A 23,442-nucleotide genomic window follows, 5' to 3' on the forward strand; every position below is an offset into this window, starting at 1 on the left:
TATATTCTCCTATTTTATGATTCTATTTTCTTTATTTCAATGGTCCAAGATGAACCGACACCCACATTATAGGCCTTGGCAAAGGAACCTTGGTTGATAGCCAGACCTAAACGATAGAGGGAATTGATGTAAAGGATGGGTTGCCCAATTCTCACATCTGCAAATGATTTGCCATAAACAACCTGATTTTGATAGACCAGCATATCAGCGTGATAGATAGTCACTTCAAAACGGTCACCAAATGCTGGTTCCAGCTTGTAAAATTCTTCTCGCGTGATAGAGGTCCAAAGCGAACCAAAACGCACATCCAGAATATCAATAGCTCCCTTCACCAAATGGTCTTCAATGATGGTCTCTACGACTGGAAGCTCCACAATCTGATCCACACTGAGCTCTGGCCCCACTTCCTCAAAACTAATGTGACCACTGGCTAATTTAGCACCAGTATAGGCATAGACATCACGACCGTGGAAAGTATAAGAGTGCTCTGTGTTTTGACGTCTATTGGCCACTTCAGAAATCTCACGAATAGCTACAATACCAACGTGTTTCTTGATAAAAGAAAGAGTCCCATTGTCTGGAGTGACAATGTATTGATTTTTTGCAGTCTTGGCAACTACACTCTTACGTTTCGAGCCGACACCTGGATCGACAACCGATACAAAAGTCGTTCCCTCAGGCCAGTAATCCACCGTCTGAAAGAGACGATAGCTCCCCTCAAAAATATTATAAGGTGTGATATCGTGCGTCAAGTGATGAATTTTTAAGGTTGGAGATTCTTCTAAAGCCACTCCAATCATAGCCGATACCGCACCATCAACCAGACCAAAGTCTGATTGTAACACCAGTAAATTATTATTCATTTTATCTCCTTGTATATCCTTTATCATACCATATTTCAGAGAAAGGTGCTAATAGCTATTTCAATTGGTTAGGGTATAGTTTTACCTTATAGCAAAATTCCACTAAAAGCTCTTGTTATTAGCAAGTAGGTGCATTTTTTCTTGAAAAAAGGTATGATAGTTACATCATGAAAAAGTAGGTTTTATTATGAAAATTATCCTTGTCGGAGGGGGAAAAGTTGGTTTTGCCCTCTGTCGCTCCTTGGTTGCAGAAAAGCATGATGTTTTGCTGATCGAGCAAGACGAAGCTGTTCTCAATCATATTGTCAGTCGCTTTGATATCATTGGTATCCCTGGTAACGGAGCTGATTTTGCCATTCTTGAGCAAGCCAGCGTCCAAGATTGTGATATCTTTATCGCCCTGACTGAGTACGATGAAGTGAACATGATTGCAGCCGTTCTAGCCAAAAAAATGGGAGCTAAAGAGACCATCGTTCGGGTGCGGAACCCTGAATATTCTAACTCTTATTTCAAGGAAAAGAATATTCTCGGTTTTTCTCTTATCGTTAATCCTGAGCTCCTAGCTGCCCGCGCTATCGCGAATATCATTGACTTCCCCAACGCCCTATCTGTCGAACGTTTCTTTGGTGGACGGGTCAGCTTGATGGAATTCACTGTTAAATCCTCCAGTAGTCTTTGCCAAATGCCCATTTCTGATTTTCGGAAAAAATTTGGCAATGTCATTGTCTGTGCGATAGAGAGGGATCATCAAATTATCATTCCAAGCGGTGACATGACTGTACAGGATAAAGATAGAATCTTTGTCACTGGTAACCGTGTTGACATGATGCTCTTCCATAATTATTTCAAGTCTCGTGCCGTGAAGAGTCTTCTTATTGTTGGAGCTGGTAGAATTGCCTATTATCTACTAGGTATCCTCAAAGACAGTCGTATAGATACCAAGGTTATTGAAATCAATCCTGAAATCGCCAGCTTCTTTAGCGAGAAATTCCCAAATCTCTACATCGTTCAAGGAGATGGTACCACAAAAGATATTCTGCTGGAAGAAAGTGCTCAAAACTATGATGCCGTTGCGACTCTAACAGGAGTCGATGAGGAAAATCTGATTACCTCTATGTTCCTTGACAGGGTAGGTGTACAGAAAAATATTACCAAGGTCAATCGTACCAGTCTCCTCGAGATTATCCATGCACCTGATTTTTCAAGTATCATCACACCTAAAAGCATCGCTGTTGATACAATCATGCACTTTATTCGTGGTCGGGTTAATGCTCAGTATTCAGACCTTCAAGCCATGCACCATCTAGCCAATGGCCAAATCGAAACCCTGCAATTCCATATCAAGGAAGCTAATAAGATGACTGCCAAACCTCTTTCTCAACTCAAACTGAAAAAAGGGGTTCTTATAGCAGCCATCATTCGAAAGGGCAAAACTATTTTCCCTACTGGGGAGGATATGCTGGAAGTTGGAGACAAGCTCCTAGTAACAACTTTGTTGCCAAACATCACCAAGATTTATGACTTGATTGCGAGGTAAGAAATGAATAAAAGTATGATTCGTTACCTCCTTTCAAAATTACTTTTGATTGAAGCTGCTCTTCTCTTGGTTCCTGTAGCTGTTGCTATCTATTACCGTGAATCGATCCAAGTCTTTACAGCCCTCTTTACAACGATTGGGATTCTCGTATTACTAGGCGGTTCAGGAATTTTACAAAAGCCAAAAAATCAACGGATTTATGCCAAGGAGGGAATCTTGATCGTTGCCCTCTGTTGGATCCTCTGGTCTTTCTTTGGTGGTCTCCCCTTTGTCTTTGCAGGGCAAATTCCCAGCGTTATCGATGCCTTTTTTGAGATCAGTTCTGGGTTTACAACTACCGGAGCAACTATTCTGAACGACGTTTCGGTTCTCAGCCGTTCCCTCCTCTTCTGGCGAAGTTTTACCCACTTGATCGGAGGGATGGGAGTGCTTGTTTTTGCACTTGCTATTATGGATAATGCCAAGAATAGCCACCTAGAGGTAATGAAGGCTGAGGTTCCTGGTCCCGTCTTTGGTAAAGTTGTATCCAAGCTAAAAAACACCGCTCAGATTCTCTATCTCCTTTATCTAGCTCTCTTCTCCCTCTTTGTCATCATCTATTATCTAGCTGGCATGCCCCTATTTGATAGTTTTGTTATTGCTATGGGGACAGCGGGAACAGGGGGGTTTACCGTCTATAACGACGGAATTGCTCACTATGGTAGCTCACTGATTACCTATCTGGTTAGTATAGGAGTTCTGGTTTTTGGGGTAAATTTCAATCTCTACTACTACCTCATGCTCCGTCGCATCAAAGCCTTCTTTGGTGACGAAGAACTTCGTGCTTACTTGGTCATTGTACTGCTTTCTACAGGCTTGATTAGCCTTAATACCCTCTATCTCTACCCAGGATTTTCAAAGAGTTTTGAAATGGCCTTCTTCCAGGTTTCCAACATCATTACAACAACTGGTTTTGGATATGGAGACATTACCAACTGGCCCCTATTCTCCCAGTTTATCCTCCTCTTCCTTATGGCAATCGGTGGTTCTGCTGGTTCAACCGCAGGTGGACTCAAGGTTATTCGAGGCCTCATCCTTTCAAAAATTGCTAAAAATCAGATTTTGTCAATCCTATCGCCCCACCGTGTTTTGACCCTCCATGTTAATAAAACGGTGATTGACAAAGATACCCAGCATAAGATTCTCAAGTACTTTGTCATCTATGCTATGATTTTGCTAGCACTTATCTTTATTGTCAGCCTAGATAGCAATGATTTCCTAGTTGTTACCAGTGCTGTTTTTAGTTGTTTCAATAATATCGGACCTATCCTAGGAACCACTTCTAGTTTCTCAATCTTTAGTCCCATCTCAAAAATTCTCCTCTCCTTTGCAATGATTGCAGGGCGCTTGGAGATCTACCCAATCTTACTTCTCTTTATGAAGAGAACTTGGTCTAAGAGATAAAATACAACCACACCTTGTTTCCTTACAAAGTGTGGTGTTTTTATTTTCAAATACTCCCCCAACTCAAATTATCTTTGAATCCTGGTCAGACATTTCAGTGCCTGACTTATACTCTTCGAAAATCTCTTCAAACCACGTCAGCTCTATCTGCAACCTCAAAACAGTGTTTTGAGTAACCTGCTGCTAGCTTCCTAGTTTGCTCTTTGATTTTCGAAGAGTATTAAGGAATTTAAGATCCCAAAAAACAACCCCCAGTCGACTGACCGAGGGTTCCTTTTCATTATTCAAGAACTTGATTAGCTCAATGCATCATCCATAGAAAGAACTTCGTGGAAGACACGTTGTGTCAATTCAGTTTTTTGTTCTGGAGTGAGGTATTTAGTGTTTACACAGTATCCAGAGATACGTACGATAACATCTTCACCAGACATAATCTTTTCGTAAACATCGTTCAAGTCCATAACGTTCAAGTTAACGTGTTGTCCACCGTTTTCAAAGTAACCATCAAGGATTGTTACCAAGTTATCAACTTGTTCGTCACGAGTCTTACCAAGAGCACGTGGTGAAACTTGAGTAGTCAATGAGATACCGTCAGCCGCATAACCAAAGTCAAGGCTAGAAAGTGAGTTCAAGTTTTGCAACCAGCCACCTTTAGCTTTGTTAGATGGGTTAGCACCTGGTGAGAAGAACTCAAGTTTAGACAAGTTCACAGAACCATCTTCGTTGAGGTACACACCTTTGTGGACTGGTGAGTTACCAGTTTGTTTAGAGTAAGCAACGTTAGATGTAATTGTCAAAAGTGATACAGTAGCTTCAGCATCTTTGTAAAGTTTGTGGCTACGTAGACGAGTTGTGTAAGCTTCAATCAACCATTCTGCCAATTCGTTTGAACGTGGGTCATCTTCACCCCAACGTGGGTATTCACCGATTGTTTCGTAATCGTAGATGTAGCCATTTTCATCACGGATTGGTTTAACTGTAGCGTATTTGATAGCTGACAATGTATCAACAGTGTTGGCAAATCCACAGATACCGAATCCCATGTTAGCACGTTGTTTAGTTGGCAAGAAGGCCATTTGAACAGCTTCATAGTTGTACTTATCAGTCATGTAGTGGATGATGTTCAAAGCATCTACGTAAGTGTCAGTCAACCAGTCAAGAGATTTTTCAAAGTTAGCTTTAACTGATTCGAATTCAAGAACTTCGTCACGGATTGGTTCGATGTCAAATACTTTGTAGTCTTTGTGAACATCGTCGTAACCACCGTTCAAACCAGTAAGAAGGGCTTTCAATACGTTTACACGAGCACCGAAGTACTGGATGTTGTGGCGTTGTTCTTCATTTTCTGGGTCAAGTGGAGACACACAGCATGAGATACAGCTCATTTCACCATATCCATCTTTAGCCATTGTTGTTACACCTTCGTATTGGATAGAAGAGTGTTTGTGGCTCATGTGCATACAGTAGCGACGGAAGTTGTATGGCAATTTGTCAGTCCAAAGAACTGTCAAGTTTGGCTCTGGAGAGTTACCGATATTGTCAAGAGTATTCAAGAAACGGTAGTCCATCTTAGTAACACGGTGACGACCGTCGTTACCCATACCAGCCATAGAAGTTGTGATGAAAGTTGGGTCACCTGAGTACAATTGGTCATAAGCTTTTGTACGAGCAAATTTAACTGTACGAAGTTTCATAACGAAATCATCAACGAATTCTTGGATTTCTGATTCAGTAAATGTACCACGAGCAAGGTCACGTTCTGCAAAGATATCCAATACAATTGGCACACGTCCAAGAGATGTAGCAGCACCGTTGATAACACGGCAGACAGACATAAAGGCGATGTTAACCCATTGGATTGCTTCTTTAACGTTCATCGCTGGTTTGCGAACGTCAACTCCATAAAGGTCACCCAAGCGAACAACTTGTTGCAATGCTTGGTATTGAAGATTGATTTCTTCACGAAGACGGATTGTTTCTTCATCGATTTCTTCGACTGCATTCCAGTCGTTTACTTTTTCTTGCATCAAGTAATCTGCACCGTAAAGAGCAAGACGTGCGTAAACACCGATGATACGTCCGCGTGAGTATGCATCTGGAAGACCAGTTACAGTGTGTGCGTGACGAGCACGACGGATATTTGAAGTGTAGGCACGGAAGATACCGTCGTTAACCGTTGTTACATATTTAGTGAAGATTTCGTGAACAGCTGGGTCTGGTTCGTATCCATTTTCTTTCAAAGTAGTTTCAGCCATACGGATACCACCTTTTGGCATGAAGTTCAATTTGAAGAGTTCGTCATTTTGGATACCAAAGATAACTTCATTTTCTTTGTCGATAAATCCAGCAGGGATATCAGCGATAGATGTTGGACGAGTGTCCATTGGGAAACGAGTTTCTTCGTAGTGAGCCTTAGTTTCTTCTACAATTTTTTTGATGTGAAGTGAACGTTCTGTTGGTCCTGCAAGGAAGCTTTCGTCTCCATCGTAAGGTGTGTAGTTAGCTTGTACGAAGCGTGATACACTTGCTTTTTCTTTCCAATCTACGCCTTTGAAGCCTTCCCAAGCTTTATCAAAAATATCTTGTGCTTCAACAACTGTTTTAACAACCATGTTAATGTCCTCTGTTTTCTTTCTAGTAACAGTCATCTGTTACATTTATGAAACTAGTATACCATACAGTAACCGATTTCAACAAGCGAAAATTCCTTATTTTTACACTTTCTTTTCTAACACAGACCGTTCTTTATGTCAAACTGTATTATATTTTTGAAAAAATAAAGTCTTTTTTTCTTTTTTTCAGAAAAAAGGGTATAATAAAAGAAAATAAGCAGTAAAAAGGGAGCTAGGTATGTTGATTTTTCCTTTATTAAATGATTTGTCAAGAAAAATCATCCATATTGACATGGATGCCTTTTTTGCTGCGGTGGAAATCAGAGATAATCCTAAACTCAGAGGAAAACCTGTCATTATCGGCAGTGACCCTCGGCAAACAGGTGGGCGTGGTGTCGTTTCCACTTGTAGCTATGAGGCGCGAGCTTTTGGTGTCCATTCAGCCATGAGCTCTAAGGAAGCCTATGAGCGTTGTCCCCAGGCCGTCTTCATCTCAGGAAATTATGAAAAATATAAAGCTGTGGGACTCCAGATTCGAGCTATTTTCAAGCGTTATACAGATTTGATTGAACCTATGAGCATTGACGAAGCCTATTTGGATGTAACAGAAAATAAACTCGGCATCAAGTCAGCGGTCAAAATTGCTCGCCTCATTCAAAAAGACATCTGGCAAGAACTCCATCTAACTGCTTCCGCAGGCGTTTCTTATAACAAATTCTTAGCTAAAATGGCCAGCGATTATCAAAAGCCACATGGTTTGACAGTGATTCTACCTGAACAAGCTGAGGACTTTCTCAAACAAATGGATATTGCTAAATTTCATGGAGTAGGAAAAAAGACAGTCGAAAGACTTCATCAAATGGGTGTTTTTACCGGCGCTGATCTACTTGAAGTCCCTGAGGTAACCCTAATAGACCGCTTTGGCAGACTGGGCTATGACCTGTATCGAAAGGCTCGTGGTATTCACAATTCCCCTGTCAAATCCAATCGTATCCGTAAATCAATTGGCAAGGAGAAAACCTATGGAAAGATTCTCCGTGCCGAGGAAGACATCAAAAAAGAGCTAGCTCTTCTATCAGAAAGAGTCGCTCTCAATCTCAATCAGCAAGAAAAAGCTGGAAAAATTGTCATTTTGAAAATCCGCTACGAAGACTTTTCAACTCTCACTAAACGAAAAAGTCTTGCTCAAAAAACACAGGATGCTAGTCAGATAAGCCAAATAGCCCTGCAACTCTATGAAGAATTAAGCGAGAAAGACAGAGGTGTCCGCCTGTTGGGGATTACCGTGACTGGATTTTAATACTTTTCGAAAATCCCTTCAAACCACGTCAGCTCTATCTGCAACCTCAAAACAGTATTTTGAGCAACCTTTGGCTAGCTTCCTAATTTGCTCTTTGATTTTCATTGAGTATAAAACCTTGAAGAGGTTCCCCTTCAAGGTTTTTTCTTATACAAATAAACGGACAAAACTGTAAAGTAGCAAGACACTACCAAGCACGATGCGGTATTTACCGAAAAGGGTAAAGTCGTGTTTTTTCACATAGCTGGTCAAGAAGCGAATAGCGACCATGCTGACTGCAAAAGCGACTCCCATCGCAACCAAGAGCAAGAACAATTGCCCAAAGTTCAAGAGTTGTCCTGTTTTTACAAATTTGAAAATCTTTAAAGCACTAGCTCCAAACATAACAGGAATACCTAGATAGAAGGTAAATTCTGTCACAACAGAACGACTGGTTCCATTTAACAAACCACCGACAATCGTTGCCCCAGAACGGCTTGTCCCTGGTAAAAGGGCAAGAACTTGGAAGAGTCCGATATAGAAAGCTGTCGTATAAGGAAGCTTGTCCAACTCTGTTACACTTGGCTCGATAGCACGCGCTTTATTGCGCTTTTCCAAATAAATAAAGGCAATCCCATAGATAATCAACATAAGAGCGACTGAAACCATGTTATGGAAGTGGGTATCAAACCAATCATCAAACTTAAATACTGCAAGCAAAGGCAAAGTGGCAACCAAGACCTTCAACCACAGTCTCCAAGTCTTACGAACTTCCTGCTTGTCCTTTGTCGGTTTGAAAGGATTGAGCTTGTTAAAGTAAATGACCATGACTGCTAAAATCGCACCAAGCTGAATCACGACATTAAACATGGACATAAAAGATTCATTCTGATTTTGGTATTGGATAAATTCCTCTGCTAAAATCAAGTGACCTGTACTGGAAATCGGCAACCATTCCGTAATTCCTTCAACAATACCGAAGAAGATAGATTTTAAAATTTCAATAAGATACATAGATTACTCCTTTTTCTATCTTCCATTATAGCATATTTTTTCAGTCTGTGATAGCTCTCTTTAAAAGGCGCCGATACTGCCACCGCCTCCCCCTCCAGAGAAGCCACCGCCAGAACTTCCACTTCCAGAAGATACGGAATAGGTACTTGCTGTATTTGCGACACTAGCATAATGGCTCATTTGCGCGCTTGAATGATAAAACATACTGTGCCAGCCATAAGCTACATAGAGGTTGATATCTGGATTTTCCACTTGAATACGATGAACCTTCATCAAATGACTAACCTTATCCGCATAGCCAAATAGGGTTGCATAGACCAAGAGGCGATTCCAGACTACAATACTTTCCAACTCTGCCTGATCCAATCGCGCAATCTCACGTAACATATTTTCAAAACTGGTCCAGAGGTAGTATACTTCCGCTCCTGCTTCATTTAGGACACCATCACGATTATCTAGCCGAAGCTTCCAATAATAGAAAACAGCCAAAACCAAACCTAGAAAACCAAGTATTGGCAAGAGGAGGTAAAGATAGCCATAAACATCCAAACTGTACAAGAACAAACCAAATCCGATAAATAGGGGCAAGATAGTCAAGACACCCATACCTACTTGCAAGGCCTTTTCCCCACCAGTTAAAGGACGATAATAATCTGGGAGCCCCCAGAAGGAAACTCGACTTCTCACTCCTTCTTGCATCTGGTTCAATACTTCTTCAAAAGAAGATTTGAGCTGACGCCCCTTTGCTTGAATTCGTTTTTCATCAGAAACTTTGGCTCTACGATAAAGACTATCAGATACCTTGTAATCCGCAAACAAATTGGAAAGAGTTTCTTCTTTTTTGCCTGAAAAAGCCAGATTTAGACAGTCTTTCTCAAAACTGGATAAACCATCTTCTTTGACCAGCCTCAAACCAACTGCATCTCCTTCTGAAATGATAGAGACATTCCCACGGTCTATCACATCTAGCAAGGTAGCTTGAATAAGTTGGTCAAAGGTAAATTTTCCAGCTCCTTTTGTTAGAGGACTCACTTCCTCCAAGGAGGTCGAGTAGACAGCCTCTGATAATACCATAGGCTCTAATTCCATTGGTGGCTCATAGAGACGATGATTTTTAGCATATTTGACCGAAGGAGTGGTCTTTCTTCTATAAATAAAATAGAAGCAGACGCTCAGTAACAAGGAGATAGAAAGTATGGAAGGGAAGACCCAAGTAAGGAGTTGTTTACTTTGCTCTTTTTCTTTAAAAATCGAGTCTTCTATCTTATTAAACTCTTCTAAATGATTCCCTTTCAAGCCCTGATCCCTAGCGCTAGCAAAATCGGTCCGAGGCCAATAGGCATGCAATTCAACTCCACGCTTAGCCGGAAGATTGTCCAAACGAATAGTATAATCAAGATTACTCTTTTCAACCGTTCCTTCTTTAAAAAGTTTTCCTGTGTGGAAAAAGAGTTTTTCTGCCCCCTTATCTTCCCTTACATGAAATTCAAACTTTCCAATAGCTCCTGAACTATCTGTCAGAGGCTGCCAATTTAATTCAGCGATATCATCATAAAGGAAAAGCAAATTTTTTAAGTTCCATGTGAGGTCAACTTCAACTGTGTCACCTTCCTGACCTGGATTATAAACTTTAACAGTATAACCATCTGCTCCTTCTGTCACTTCGCTAGTAACATCTGCTAGTTCTGCACCGTTTTTCGCAGTCTGAACCTTTGGATGAGGATCAATGTCAAATCCGCTAGGCATCTTGCCTGCACGACCAAGCCCCACGATTTGGCCCTTAAAGTCCTCCTCAAACTGGTAAACTATCTTCTGTCTAAATTCTGCTGTATTGTCTGCATGAATATACAAATCCCCTTGATAAGAGTTTATCTTGAAATCAATGGCAAAAACAGAGAATGGCAGAAGGCAAAACAAGCCTAACACTAGTAAGAAAAAAATTTTTTTCATCAACTAAGCCCCCTTTTTATCTTTGCTTTCATTATATCATTTTTTCATAAGTAAGGGCTTACCTATATTGAAAAATAGAGTTTTTTTCGATAAAATAGGAGACAGTTATTTTTTAATAGATTAGAATAGGAGAAATCATGAGAAAAATATACTTATCTATTTTCACAAGTCTCTTGCTGATGCTAGGACTTGTCAATGTTGCTCAAGCCGATGAATATTTACGCATCGGGATGGAAGCAGCATATGCTCCCTTTAACTGGACCCAGGATGATGATAGCAATGGAGCTGTCAAAATCGATGGAACCAACCAGTACGCCAATGGATACGATGTCCAGATTGCCAAGAAAATCGCTAAGGACTTAGGTAAAGAACCTTTGGTTGTTAAAACTAAGTGGGAAGGATTGATTCCCGCCCTCACTTCTGGTAAAATCGACATGATCATTGCTGGTATGAGCCCAACCGCTGAACGTAAACAAGAAATTGCCTTTTCAAGCAGTTATTACACCAGTGAGCCCGTATTAGTAGTTAAAAAAGATTCTACCTATGCTAAAGCTAAAAATTTAAATGACTTCGACGGAGCTAAAATCACTTCACAGCAAGGTGTTTACCTTTATGACTTGATTGAACAAATACCAGGAGCCAAGAAAGAGACGGCAATGGGTGATTTTGCTCAGATGCGTCAAGCTCTTGAGGCTGGCGTTATCGATGCCTATGTTTCTGAACGTCCGGAGGCTTTAACTGCTGAAGTGGCTAATTCAAAATTTAAAATGATTAAACCAGAAACAGAATTCAAGACTGGAGAAGAAGATACAGCTATTGCCATTGGACTTCGTAAAGATGACAATCGTATTAGCCAAATCAATGCCAGCATTGAAACCATTTCTAAAGATGACCAAGTTGCCCTGATGGATCGTATGATCAAGGAGCAGCCTGCAGAAGCTACAACAACTGAAGAGACTAGCAGTAGTTTCTTTAGCCAAGTTGCCAAAATTCTTTCTGAAAACTGGCAACAGCTCTTGCGTGGTGCTGGTATCACTCTTTTAATCTCTATTGTCGGAACCATCATAGGTCTCATTATTGGACTTGCCATCGGTGTCTTCCGTACTGCCCCTCTCTCTGAGAATAAAGCTATTTATGGTCTACAAAAACTAGTTAGTTGGATTCTCAATGTCTACATTGAAATTTTTCGTGGTACACCAATGATTGTTCAATCGATGGTTATCTACTATGGAACTGCTCAAGCTTTTGGAATTAACCTTGACCGCACACTGGCTGCTATCTTTATCGTTTCAATCAACACTGGTGCCTACATGACTGAAATCGTCCGTGGCGGTATCCTAGCAGTTGACAAGGGACAATTCGAAGCTGCCACAGCTCTTGGCATGAGCCACAACCAAACCATGCGTAAGATTGTGCTACCTCAGGTTGTTCGCAATATCCTACCCGCAACTGGTAATGAATTTGTCATCAATATCAAAGATACATCTGTATTGAACGTTATCTCTGTTGTCGAACTGTATTTCTCAGGAAATACCGTGGCAACTCAAACCTATCAATACTTCCAGACATTTACAATCATCGCCGTGATTTACTTTGTCCTCACCTTCACTGTTACTCGCATCTTGCGCTTCATTGAACGAAGAATGGATATGGATACCTATACTACAGGTGGTAACCAATTGCAAACGGAGGAATTGAAATAATGACACAAGCAATCCTTGAAATTAAACACCTCAAAAAATCTTATGGACAAAACGAAGTATTAAAAGACATTTCTCTCACCGTCCACAAGGGAGAAGTTATTTCGATTATCGGAAGTTCAGGAAGTGGTAAATCAACCTTACTACGTTCCATTAACCTTCTTGAAACGCCAACCGATGGACAAATCCTTTATCATGGACAAAACGTCCTCGAAAAAGGATATGACCTCACGCAATACCGTGAAAAGTTGGGAATGGTTTTCCAATCCTTTAACCTTTTTGAAAATCTCAACGTTCTTGAAAATACAATCGTTGCTCAGACAACTGTCCTTAAACGCGAACGTGCAGAAGCTGAAAAGATTGCCAAAGAAAACTTGGAAAAAGTCGGCATGGGAGCACGCTACTGGCAAGCGAAACCAAAACAACTCTCAGGGGGTCAAAAACAACGTGTGGCCATCGCTCGTGCCCTCTCCATGAATCCTGACGCTATTCTCTTTGATGAACCAACATCAGCTCTCGATCCAGAAATGGTTGGAGAAGTCCTCAAAATCATGCAAGATTTGGCTCAGGAAGGCTTGACTATGATTGTAGTGACTCACGAGATGGAATTCGCCCGTGATGTCTCTCACCGTGTGATCTTTATGGATAAGGGTGTGATTGCTGAAGAAGGTAAACCAGAAGACCTCTTCACTAATCCTAAAGAAGACCGAACAAAAGAATTCCTTCAACGTTATCTCAAATAAAAAGAAAAGGCTGCATCAATCGTGCAGTCTTTTTGCTGTCCTCATACTCTTCGAAAATCAAATTCAAACCACGTCAGCTCTATCTGCAACCTCAAAACAGTGTTTTGAGCAGCCTACGGCTAGCTTCCTAGTTTGCTCTTTGATTTTCATTGAGTATCAAAATGAAAAGGCAGACCTTATTCAAGAATCCGCCATTATCCAAAGATTAATCTTCAAATTTTTCATGATTTTTTTCATAGAAATCAATTAAACCTAGAGCTGTTTCAAATGAAATATTTTTTACTTTTGCACGACCCTGCGCTAGAGCAATGATAGACATTTCACGCGCATTCGTTTCTTTAGAGATACGGTAGCCTGTGATCTTCTTATCACGAACCCAGCCAACAACTGATTCTACTTTTTCAAAGTTTGACTTAGCCATGTCCTTCTCCTATTTTCTTCTTTACGATATTTAATTGTATACGTTTTTATGTCTTTTGTCAATAAAAAAACATATATTCAATAAAATTAATGATTTATATTTCTATTACTATCTTATTAAAGCCGATAATATATAGGTTTTTGCTTGCTATAAACCATTAGTAATTACCTTTAAAATAATTGCATTATTAACTCTTTTATTTGTAAGAATATTCATATTCGCAAATACCAGTTTTTGATAGGTTAGACAGGTTTTATCTTCAACTTTATTCTACTTATCCAACTTTAAAAGGACATTTCTAATAGTGGAAAACTTTATCTCCACACTATTTCTAACTATTCTTTTTCTTCTCCTTCTTCGACTTTCTTCCTGTCTGTATAAGCACTTTTTCACTTGCTCAACTGGTACTATTTATTTACTTTATCAAGATTCCTTTTGTTTCTCCTACCTCATTAAAAGATGAGTAGTCAGTAAACTATTGTATTCTATCTTTCGACATTTTCTACCGCTTTTATCTTCTTAGTATTGATTATTTTTTCTATTTCCTATTATATTTAGCCAAATTTCATATTAGCTATATATAAAATAGTGGATTCTAAAAATACTCCTTATATATAATAAGTAATTTTACTCCCCTACTATAAACTGAATCAAAAAATAATAGGTACTATAATGACTTGTGATAGAAATAACGTAATCGATTTCCTAAGTCCATAGGAATCGCCCCCTTTCTTCACCCTCATTATAGCACCTATACATCAGTTGTGCAAATAATATGATATTTTTTTATTGGTCCTCAGACAAGCATATTATAGAGCGTTTCATTACCATTTAAGTTAATATAAGCTGGATCAAAACCTTCCATTCGACGAATCAATCCTGCATAATCATGCTTATCTGCCAAGGCAATCCCAATCAATACTGGACCTGTCCCCTTGCTAGCTCGTTTGATATACTCAAAACGTGTGATATCATCATTTGGTCCCAGGATATCATTTACAAACTCACGCAGAGCACCTGGACGCTGTGGAAAATTGACCACAAAGTAATGCTTAATCCCATCATAAATCAAGGCACGCTCTTCCATTTCTGGCATACGGTTGATATCATTATTTCCTCCAGAAATGATACAACAAATGGTTTTCCCCTTGATATATTCAGCTAAAACCTCTAGAGAGGCGATACTAGCTGCTCCAGCAGGCTCTGCTACAATCCCTTGCTTAGAGTAAAGGTCAATCAAGGTTTCAGAAATCAATCCCTCATCGACACCTACCAAAGTTTGAACATGTTGACGAGTTGCTTCATAGGTCAACTGTCCTACCTTTTGTACAGCAATCCCATCCGCAAATTTGTCAATTTCTTTGAGTTTGACTGGACCACCAGCTTCAAAGGCAGCCTTCATGGAACGTGCTCCATTAGCCTCTACCCCAATGACTTCAATTTCTGGACTTGTTTCCTTGATATAGGTAGAAACCCCAGCAATGAGACCACCACCACCAACAGGAACCAAGACAGCATCAAAATCAATCGATTCTTTTCGAGCTTCTTCTAAAATCTCATAAGCAACTGTCCCTTGACCTGCCTGAACATGGGCATCATCAAAAGGATCAATAAAGGTACGATTTTCAGAAACTGTAAATTCTTGAGCTGCCTTGGCTGAGGCATCAAAGGTATCGCCAACTAATTTAATGGTCACGAAGTTCCCACCAAAAAAGCGAACTTGCCCAATTTTTTGTTGCGGAGTTGTAATTGGCATAAAAATAGTAGCAGGAATTTTCATCTCATTACAAGTATAGGCAACTCCCTGCGCATGATTTCCCGCAGAAGCACAGACTACCCCACGCTCACGCTCTTCCTTGCTGAGCTGCGAAATGGCATAATAGGCACCACGAATTTTAAAGGAACGAACACGTTGAGCATTTTCCTTTTTCAAATAAATCTTAGCACCATACTTTTCCGATAAATAATGGTCGTAATCAAGCGGTGTATTCACAACCACACCGTTCAAGACCTTATGAGCCTTGATGATATCTTTCGAACTTAACATCTTTTTCTCCTAGACTATTTCATACTTATCATAATCCATCTTTTAAAAAGAGATGAATTGATTATAAAAGCGAGTTAGGTCCCCCCAACTCGCCTTCAACTTGATTTCTATCAATTAGTTATAGATTTTGAATGCATCATCATCGTTTTTACCAACGAATGGCATTGCTTTACGCAATTCTGCACCAACTTTTTCAATTTCAAGGTTAGCTGCTTGTTCACGGTAAGCAGTCAATTTTGGACGTCCAGCTTTATAGTCATTTACAAAGTCATTTGCAAATTTACCATTTTGGATGTCTGCCAAGACAGCTTTCATGTTTTCTTTAACTTGCTCAGTGATTACACGTGGACCTGATACATAGTCACCGTACTCAGCAGTGTTTGAAATTGATTGACGCATTTTCTTGAATCCACCTTCGTAGATCAAGTCAACGATCAATTTCATTTCGTGAAGAACTTCAAAGTAAGCCAACTCTGGAGCGTAACCTGCTTCTGTCAAGACTTCGAAACCTGCTTCGATAAGGGCAGTCAAACCACCACAAAGTACAGCTTGTTCACCAAACAAATCTTCTTCAGTTTCTTCTTTGTATGTTGTTTCAAGAAGACCTACACGAGCTGCTCCAACACCTTTACACCAATCCATAGCAATGTTTTTCGCATTTCCTGTTGCATCTTGATATACTGCGTAAAGAGCTGGTACACCAAATCCTTCTTCGTAAGTACGGCGTACCAAGTGTCCTGGTCCTTTAGGAGCACACATAAAGACATCTACATCCGCAGGAACTTTGATAAACTCAAAGTGGATGTTGAAACCGTGAGCAAATCCAACTGCGTTTCCTGCTTCCAAGTTTGGAGCGATTTCTGCTTCGTACAATTCTTGTTGGATTTCGTCTGGTGCCAAAATCATGATAACATCAGCCAATTTAGTAGCTTCTGCTACTGTATAAGTGTCAAATCCGTCTTCTTTTGCTTTGTCAAAAGATTTACCTGGACGTACACCGATGATGACATCGCGACCTGAATCACGCAAGTTTTGAGCATGCGCATGTCCTTGCGAACCATAACCAATAACGGCGATTTTTTTACCGTCAAGTGCTGCTACTTTAACATCTTTTTCGTATTCCATTTGAACTGCCATAGTTTTTTCTCTCTTTTCTATTATTTATTACCTTTTAGGCTGGTTTAACAAATTTAAAATATTTTTATACTCAATGAAAATCAAAGAGCAAATTAGGAAGCTAGCCGCAGACTGCTCAAAGCACTGCTTTGAGGTTGTAAATAAGACTGACGGAGTCAGTAACATATATCTACGGCAAGGCAAAACTGACGTGATTTGAAGAGATTTTCGAAGAGTATTAGTCGCGGGTAAATCCAGTTGCACCCGTCCGAGCAATATTGCGAATACCGTATGGTCGAATAACTCGCAATAAGGCTTCGCTCTTTTCAGCATTTCCTGTCATTTGAATGGTAATCGTGCTTGGCGCTACGTCTACCACTGTTGCACGGAAAGGTTGAATAATCGCTAAAATCTCAGCTCGCTTCTCAGCTGGCGCCGACATCTTAACCAAAATCACCTCGCGCTCCAAGTGTGGTTTATCCGTAATATCTCGAATGCGAATCACATCAATCTGACGATTAAGTTGCTTGATGATTTGCTCCACTTCATCATGAGAAGCTACATCAATAATAATGGTGATACGCGATACATTCGGATCTTCTGTTGCTCCAACAGAGATGCTTTCAATATTAACCTGACGACGAGACAGGACACCTGTAAAGCGATTGAGGACTCCTGAACGATTTTGTAGTTTTGCTGTTAACATTCTACGCATGGAACTTCACCCCCAACATCTCATGATTACTCTTACCAGCTGGTACCATCGGTAACACCTGTTCCTTACGAGAAATATCTACCTCGATTAGCATAGGAACATCCTCAGTGATGACTTCAAGGTCTTGAGCCAAGGTCTCAGGATTGTCAAACTTATAGTTTTTAATGCCATAAGCTTGTGCCATCAATTGGAAATCAGGAAGGGTGTCAAAGACTGACTCAGATGTTCTACCTTCATAGAAGGATTCTTGCCACTGGCGAACCATTCCAAGTGAGTGGTTGTTCAGCATAACCACCTTGATTGGCACCTTGTAAATGTTCAAAATAGCCAATTCCTGGTTAGTCATTTGGAAGCCACCATCCCCAACAAACAAGACTACTTCCTTATCTGGGTTAGCAATTTTAGCACCAATTGCTGCTGGAATTCCAAATCCCATCGTTCCCAAACCACCTGAAGTCACTAACTGACGTTCATTTTGGTAGGGATAATACTGGGCTGTCCACATTTGGTGTTGACCAACGTCTGTTACCACAATGGCATCTCCATTCGTCAATTCACCAATTCGTTCAATAACAGCTTGTGGCTGAACCACACGCTCTTTCTTATCATAAGAACGAACGCGGTTCTTATCTTTAGTGACTTTTTCAATCCATTTTTCAGTATTGTTATGAACTGTCGGTTCTGCCAGCAACATTTGCAAGGCTTTCTTAGCATCTCCAACTACAGGAATATCTGCACTGATAATCTTTCCGATCTCAGCTGGGTCAATATCAATGTGGGCAACCTTAGCATTCTTAGCAAAGGTCTTAGGATTCCCCGTCAAGCGGTCATCGAAACGACAACCAATACTAATCATAAAGTCCGCTTCCGTCATGGCAATATTAGCTGCGAATGACCCATGCATCCCCCCCATTCCAAGGAAGAGTGGGTGACTTGTTGCAATCGTACCTTGCCCCAAAAGACTGGTGACCACCGGAATTTGATAGCGCTCTGCAAATTCATTTAGTTCCGCAGCAGCTTCAGCATAACTAATTCCACCACCAGCTAGCAAGACTGGCTTTTTAGCCTTAGATAATTGCTTCAAGATTTTCTTAATTTGCATATCATTTGGCTCAAGAGTCGGTTGATAGCTTGGTAGATTCACTTCTGGTGAATAGATGAAGTCCGTTTCTAAAGCAGATACGTCTTTAGGTAGGTCAATGACGACTGGCCCTGGTCGACCTGTAGTTGCGATATGAACAGCTTCCGTAATGATACGAGGAATATCAGCTGTCTCACGAACTTGGTAATTGTACTTAGTGATTGGCATGGTAATTCCCACGATGTCTGCCTCCTGAAAGGCATCCTTCCCAATACCTGCCCGCGCCACCTGACCTGTAAAGACCAAAAGGGGAACGCTATCGCTCATAGCATCTGCAATACCTGTGATGGCATTTGTTGCTCCTGGTCCGCTAGTGACGACGGCAACACCCAACTTTCCAGTTGATTTAGCATAACCTTCAGCTTCATGCAGACAGCCTTGCTCATGGCGTCCTAGAATGTGGCGAATGCCTTTAAAATTATATATCGCATCATAAAAAGGCAAGACAGCACCACCAGGATAACCAAAGATGGTATCAATTCCTAAATCACGAAGTGTTTCCAAAACTAGGTCCGACCCCGTCTTAGGAGATTCTAAACTGATTTTCTCCATTGTTCCCCTTTCTCTTCTCTTAAAAATAACTTGTTACTATCATACCATTTTTTCAAAATTTTTCAAGAGAAAAGAAGAAATTTTCTGAATTTTCTATTTTAACGTTTATTTATGAATGTTATTTTTGTTTTTATAAAAAAGATATCGGTTTCATTTACTAAAAAAGAAAAAAGAACTGATTTCTCAGTCCTTCATTAATCTTATTCCACACTAAATAGGTATGGGTAAACTGGTTGTTGGCCTTGGTGAATCTCGACTTCAACATCTTCGAATTCTTCTGCGATTTCTTGGGCAATTTCATTGGCAAGTTCTTCGCTTCCGTCTTCACCGACATAGAAGGTTACGATTTCACTATCTTCATCCAACATATGTTTCAAGGTTTCTGTCAAAGTTTGGTGCATATCAGGGTTTGACACGAGGATTTTCCCATCCACCATACCAAGATTATCATTTTCATGGATTTCTAAGCCATCAATGGTTGTATCACGCACAGCTGTTGTGACGCTTCCACTAACGACATCGCTAAGAGCAGCAGTCATACGCTCTTGGTTTTCTTCGATGGACTTGCTTGGATCAAAGGCGAGAAGACTTGTCAAACCTTGTGGCAAAGTACGAGATTCCACCACTACTGCTGGTTGCTCCAAAACTTCTGCTGCAGATTGAGCTGCCATGAAGATATTTTTGTTGTTTGGCAGGAAGATAATGTTACGAGCGTTGACCTGTTCAACAGCCTTGATAAAGTCTTTAGTTGAAGGGTTCATAGTTTGACCGCCTTCGATAACATAATCTACACCTTGAGAACGGAAGATATCTGCTAGACCTTTACCAGCCACTACAGCAATCAAAGCATACTCTTTTTCTTCAGCTGGTTTGCTAACTTGAGCAGCTTCTTTTTCAACCTGCGCTTCGTGTTGATTCCGCATATTGTCAACTTTTACCTTGACCAAGCTACCATATTTAAGACCTTCTTGCATAACAAGTCCTGGATCTTCTGTATGGACATGGACTTTGACAATTTCATCATCGTTAACAACGAGGAGAGAATCCCCAAGTTCATTCAAGTAGTTACGGAATTCGTCGTAGTCAAAATCTTTGGCATAGGTTGGGCCTTGCTTAAGAGCTACCATGATTTCAGTACAATAACCAAATGTGATGTCCTCAGTCGCTACGTGGCCAGCCACAGACTTATGATGTTCTGCATTAATCATTTCACTCATGTTAGCTGGAGTTGCTACAAAGTCCTCAGATGCAATATATTCGCCAGTAAGGGCTGAAAGGAAACCTTCGTAGATGAAGACCAGTCCTTGACCACCTGAGTCCACAACACCAACTTCTTTCAATACAGGAAGCATGTCTGGCGTTTTAGCTAGAGCTGTTTTAGCACCTTCCAAGGCTGCGCGCATGACTTCAACAGCGTCATCTGTTTGCTCAGCTTTTTTCTTAGCACCGATAGCAGCTCCGCGTGAAACTGTCAAAATCGTTCCTTCAACTGGTTTCATAACGGCCTTGTAGGCAACTTCTACACCTGATTGGAGGGCAAGGGCCAAGTCTTGACCTGTTAACTCGCCTTTATCCTTGATGGCTTGTGAAAATCCACGGAAAAGCTGAGACGTAATAACGCCTGAGTTTCCACGCGCACCCATCAAAAGACCTTTGGCAAGAATGCTCGCTACCTCTCCAACAGTAGAAGCTGGCTTGTCTGCAACTTCTTTAGCTCCATTTTCAATGGTCATTCCCATGTTTGTTCCAGTATCTCCATCTGGAACTGGAAAGACGTTTAATGAATTGACATATTCAGCTTGCTTATTCAAGCGAGTTGATGCAGCCTGCACCATTTCTTGAAATAAGCTAGTAGTAATTTTTGACACGGTTATTCTCCTACAACTTTGATATTTTGAATGTAGACATTTACAGTCTGAGCAGTAATTCCAAGTTGGTTTTCCAAACTAAAACGAACACGCTCTTGAATGTTTTTTGACACTTCGCTAATCTTTGTTCCGTAGCTCAACACGGTATATACATCAACTGCAATACTGCCATCTTCGGCCGCCTTTACGACGACACCTTTGGAATAATTTTCCTTACCTAGAAGGGCTTGGAAATTATCTTTGAGGGCATTTTTACTAGCCATACCGACCACACCAAAAATCTCAGTTGCTGCTCCACCTACGACGGTTGCAATCACTTCATCTGTTAGTTCGATTTGACCATCTTTTGTATTAATTTTTACAGTCATCCTTTTTACCTCAACTAGTTGATACTCTATTTTATCATATTTCATCCCAAGTGTAAAAGCAGAATACTGTATCAGCGGATATTTACTCTATTTTTCAAATGATTTTATATCTACAGTAAAAGAAAAAAGACCCTAAGGTCTCCTTACTTTTATTATTAAACGCGTTCAACTTTACCTGATTTCAAAGCACGAGCTGAAGCCCAAACTTTTTTAGGTTTACCATCGATAAGAACAGTAACTTTTTGAAGGTTTGGTTTTACGGCACGTTTTGTTTGGTTCATCGCGTGTGAACGGTTGTTTCCTGATACAGTCTTACGACCTGTAAAGTAACATACTTTAGCCATTGTGTTTTCCTCCTATTAGATCTAATATAGCGGATGTGCTAGCACCACATACTGTACTATGTTATCACACTTTCTTCATTTTTGCAAGGGAATTGGAAGATTTTTTTATTTAACGCGTAACTTCTCAAAGTAACTTCCATCTCTCTCCCAAAACTGGAAGTTAGTCTCAGACGATGAATTATGCTAGAATTAAGTCTGAGACTTTTCGTGAGGAGGTACCTCATGACGAAAAAACAAAAACATCTCACTCTAGAAGACCGTATTGACATCCAAACTGGAATCAGCCAACAGGAGACTTTCCGTTCCATCGCTGAGAAGATGGGGAAAGACCCGTCAACGATTTCAAAGGAAATCAAGCGCAATCGCATCATGCATCCAACATCCGTCAAATCTGATTGCACGGATTGCCCTCTTCTCAAAAAAGCTCCTTATGTCTGTAACAACTGTCCAAAAAAGAGGACGGATTGTGGGTTTAACCGCTATCTTTACTACGCGAAAAAGGCACAGGAGCAGTACGAGACTATGTTGAGGGAATCCAGACAGGGCATTCCCCTAAACAAGGAAAGTTTTTATCAGATGGACAAGATCTTAACCCTAGGCATCCAGAAGAAACAAAGCATCTACCATATCATTCAGACACATAACCTACCTGTGTCGAAAGCTACGGTGTATCGGCATGCCAAGCTGGGCTATCTGACAGCCAAGCCCATTGATTTCCCTCGGATGGTCACGTTCAAGGAACGCAGAAAATCCAGAAAAGTAGCTATTCCCAAAGAGCTGAAAATTGGGCGGACCTATCAAGATTTCCAAGAGTTACGAGAAACTGATGATTTCTTCAAATGGTTGGAAATGGACACGGTCATCGGCAGACCTGGTGGAAAGCTACTGCTCACCTTCAACGTTTCCTTCTGTAATTTCCTCTTCGCCTTGCTTTTGGACAACAAGACTGCTCTGGAAGTCGCCACTAAATTCGCAGCTTTGAAAGAAAGAGTCATGGACGGAGGGTATGCGTTCCATCAGCTGTTCCCTGTCATTCTCACAGACAACGGATCTGAGTTCGCCTATGTGGAGGAGCTTGAGCGAGACATTGATGGGAAGTCTCACCTCTACTTCTGCGACCCTAGCCGTCCTGACCAGAAGGGGCGGATTGAGAAGAACCATACGGTTTTGCGAGCCATTCTTCCCAAGGGCACTTCCTTTGACCAGCTGACTCAGAAAGACGTCAATCTAGTCATTTCCCATGTCAATTCCTTGAAACGAGAAGAGTTTCAAGGAAAATCTGCTTACGACGTCTTCACCTTCACCTTTGGCGAGGACATCGCTGCTCTTCTGGGTTGCCAATTTGTCAAACCAGAAGACACACACTTATCACCTGATTTATTGAAATAAAGGGAATTTTCCCCTCTAACTACACATCTTATCACCATCGAAAAGTCTCACACTAAACGCTAGCAACTGGAATTTACTCTAAGACGACTCTGTTTTAGGGCTATTTGTCGTGCACTTTTTTCTGAGTCTTTTCGCTTTTGAACCCTTATATATCAAGAAAAAGAAAACCAGTGGAAGTTAGTCTAAGACGGATTTCCACTGATTTCACGCATTTTTCTCATACTAAAAGCTAGGTTGTGGGAAACTGGAAGTTAGTTTTAGAAGTTACCTTTTTTTATTTAACGCGTAACTTCTCAAAGTAACTTCCATCTCTCTCCCAAAACTGGAAGTTAGTCTCAGA

18 protein-coding genes are annotated in these 23,442 nt (G+C 40.7%); 6 read left to right on the forward strand and 12 right to left on the reverse strand.

From position 1 onward, the window contains the following. Positions 1-14 precede the first annotated feature (14 nt). On the reverse strand, positions 15-863 hold the full coding sequence (locus SMI_RS09195; protein ID WP_001063590.1) for an SAM hydrolase/SAM-dependent halogenase family protein: 849 nt from the start codon (positions 861-863) through the stop codon (positions 15-17). Between the two features lie 187 nt (positions 864-1,050). Between SMI_RS09195 and trkA the strand changes: the two genes are divergently transcribed. Together trkA and SMI_RS09205 are read left to right on the forward strand one after the other, a co-directional pair. Beyond that, positions 1,051-2,400: a Trk system potassium transporter TrkA gene (gene trkA, locus SMI_RS09200; RefSeq protein WP_000691695.1), complete on the forward strand. Its 1,350-nt coding sequence runs from the start codon at positions 1,051-1,053 to the stop codon at positions 2,398-2,400. 3 nt (positions 2,401-2,403) lie between these two features. Further along, positions 2,404-3,843, forward strand: a complete 1,440-nt coding sequence (locus SMI_RS09205; RefSeq protein ID WP_012972599.1) for a TrkH family potassium uptake protein — start codon at positions 2,404-2,406, stop codon at positions 3,841-3,843. Between the two features lie 296 nt (positions 3,844-4,139). Here SMI_RS09205 and pflB read toward each other — a convergent pair whose 3' ends face one another. Further along, positions 4,140-6,455 (reverse strand): formate C-acetyltransferase, encoded by a 2,316-nt coding sequence (pflB, locus tag SMI_RS09210; RefSeq protein WP_000260646.1) that lies wholly within the window; start codon positions 6,453-6,455, stop codon positions 4,140-4,142. A gap of 238 nt (positions 6,456-6,693) precedes the next feature. Here pflB and dinB point away from each other — a divergent pair, with 238 nt between their 5' ends. Next, positions 6,694-7,755 (forward strand): DNA polymerase IV, encoded by a 1,062-nt coding sequence (gene dinB, locus SMI_RS09215; RefSeq protein ID WP_000904583.1) that lies wholly within the window; start codon positions 6,694-6,696, stop codon positions 7,753-7,755. 147 nt (positions 7,756-7,902) lie between these two features. Here dinB and SMI_RS09220 read toward each other — a convergent pair whose 3' ends face one another. Next, positions 7,903-8,748, reverse strand: coding sequence for an undecaprenyl-diphosphate phosphatase (locus tag SMI_RS09220; protein ID WP_000280783.1), 846 nt, complete (start codon positions 8,746-8,748; stop codon positions 7,903-7,905). Between the two features lie 60 nt (positions 8,749-8,808). Continuing rightward, complete coding sequence (locus tag SMI_RS09225) at positions 8,809-10,698, reverse strand: DUF2207 domain-containing protein (RefSeq protein WP_000717997.1); 1,890 nt, start codon at positions 10,696-10,698, stop codon at positions 8,809-8,811. A 137-nt stretch (positions 10,699-10,835) separates the two neighbouring features. Between SMI_RS09225 and SMI_RS09230 the strand changes: the two genes are divergently transcribed. Both SMI_RS09230 and SMI_RS09235 read left to right on the forward strand, forming a co-directional pair. Beyond that, positions 10,836-12,401: an ABC transporter substrate-binding protein/permease gene (locus SMI_RS09230; RefSeq protein ID WP_001227293.1), complete on the forward strand. Its 1,566-nt coding sequence runs from the start codon at positions 10,836-10,838 to the stop codon at positions 12,399-12,401. Beyond that, the gene (locus tag SMI_RS09235) at positions 12,401-13,141 is read left to right on the forward strand and encodes an amino acid ABC transporter ATP-binding protein (protein WP_000189492.1); all 741 of its coding nucleotides are present in this window, start codon (positions 12,401-12,403) and stop codon (positions 13,139-13,141) included. Before SMI_RS09230 ends, SMI_RS09235 begins: the two co-directional genes overlap by 1 nt. Positions 13,142-13,346: 205 nt before the next feature. Here SMI_RS09235 and SMI_RS09240 read toward each other — a convergent pair whose 3' ends face one another. From SMI_RS09240 to rpmB, 8 genes are all read right to left on the reverse strand, one after another. Further along, positions 13,347-13,562: a hypothetical protein gene (locus tag SMI_RS09240; RefSeq protein WP_001130036.1), complete on the reverse strand. Its 216-nt coding sequence runs from the start codon at positions 13,560-13,562 to the stop codon at positions 13,347-13,349. Positions 13,563-14,358: 796 nt separating this feature from the next. Continuing rightward, positions 14,359-15,609 carry a threonine ammonia-lyase IlvA gene (gene ilvA, locus SMI_RS09245; RefSeq protein ID WP_000952979.1) on the reverse strand — a complete coding sequence of 417 codons (1,251 nt, stop codon included), beginning with the start codon at positions 15,607-15,609 and terminating at the stop codon, positions 14,359-14,361. Between the two features lie 114 nt (positions 15,610-15,723). Next, positions 15,724-16,746: a ketol-acid reductoisomerase gene (gene ilvC, locus SMI_RS09250; protein WP_000290683.1), complete on the reverse strand. Its 1,023-nt coding sequence runs from the start codon at positions 16,744-16,746 to the stop codon at positions 15,724-15,726. Between the two features lie 217 nt (positions 16,747-16,963). Then, on the reverse strand, positions 16,964-17,440 hold the full coding sequence (gene ilvN / locus SMI_RS09255; RefSeq protein ID WP_001253805.1) for an acetolactate synthase small subunit: 477 nt from the start codon (positions 17,438-17,440) through the stop codon (positions 16,964-16,966). Beyond that, positions 17,433-19,133, reverse strand: a complete 1,701-nt coding sequence (locus SMI_RS09260) for an acetolactate synthase large subunit (RefSeq protein ID WP_000411735.1) — start codon at positions 19,131-19,133, stop codon at positions 17,433-17,435. The genes ilvN and SMI_RS09260 overlap by 8 nt, the downstream gene beginning before the upstream one ends. Positions 19,134-19,333: 200 nt before the next feature. Beyond that, positions 19,334-21,001, reverse strand: a complete 1,668-nt coding sequence (locus SMI_RS09265; RefSeq protein ID WP_000036677.1) for a DAK2 domain-containing protein — start codon at positions 20,999-21,001, stop codon at positions 19,334-19,336. Between the two features lie 2 nt (positions 21,002-21,003). Beyond that, positions 21,004-21,369: an Asp23/Gls24 family envelope stress response protein gene (locus SMI_RS09270; RefSeq protein WP_000216437.1), complete on the reverse strand. Its 366-nt coding sequence runs from the start codon at positions 21,367-21,369 to the stop codon at positions 21,004-21,006. 155 nt (positions 21,370-21,524) lie between these two features. Further along, complete coding sequence (gene rpmB, locus SMI_RS09275) at positions 21,525-21,713, reverse strand: 50S ribosomal protein L28 (protein ID WP_001140948.1); 189 nt, start codon at positions 21,711-21,713, stop codon at positions 21,525-21,527. Between the two features lie 222 nt (positions 21,714-21,935). On the opposite strand from rpmB, the gene SMI_RS09280 reads away from it, so the two are divergent. After that, on the forward strand, positions 21,936-23,102 hold the full coding sequence (locus SMI_RS09280; RefSeq protein ID WP_000163003.1) for an IS30-like element ISSmi1 family transposase: 1,167 nt from the start codon (positions 21,936-21,938) through the stop codon (positions 23,100-23,102). The last annotated feature ends 340 nt before the right edge of the window (positions 23,103-23,442 follow it).

This window comes from Streptococcus mitis B6, from assembly GCF_000027165.1.
Lineage (GTDB): Bacteria > Bacillota > Bacilli > Lactobacillales > Streptococcaceae > Streptococcus > Streptococcus mitis_AR.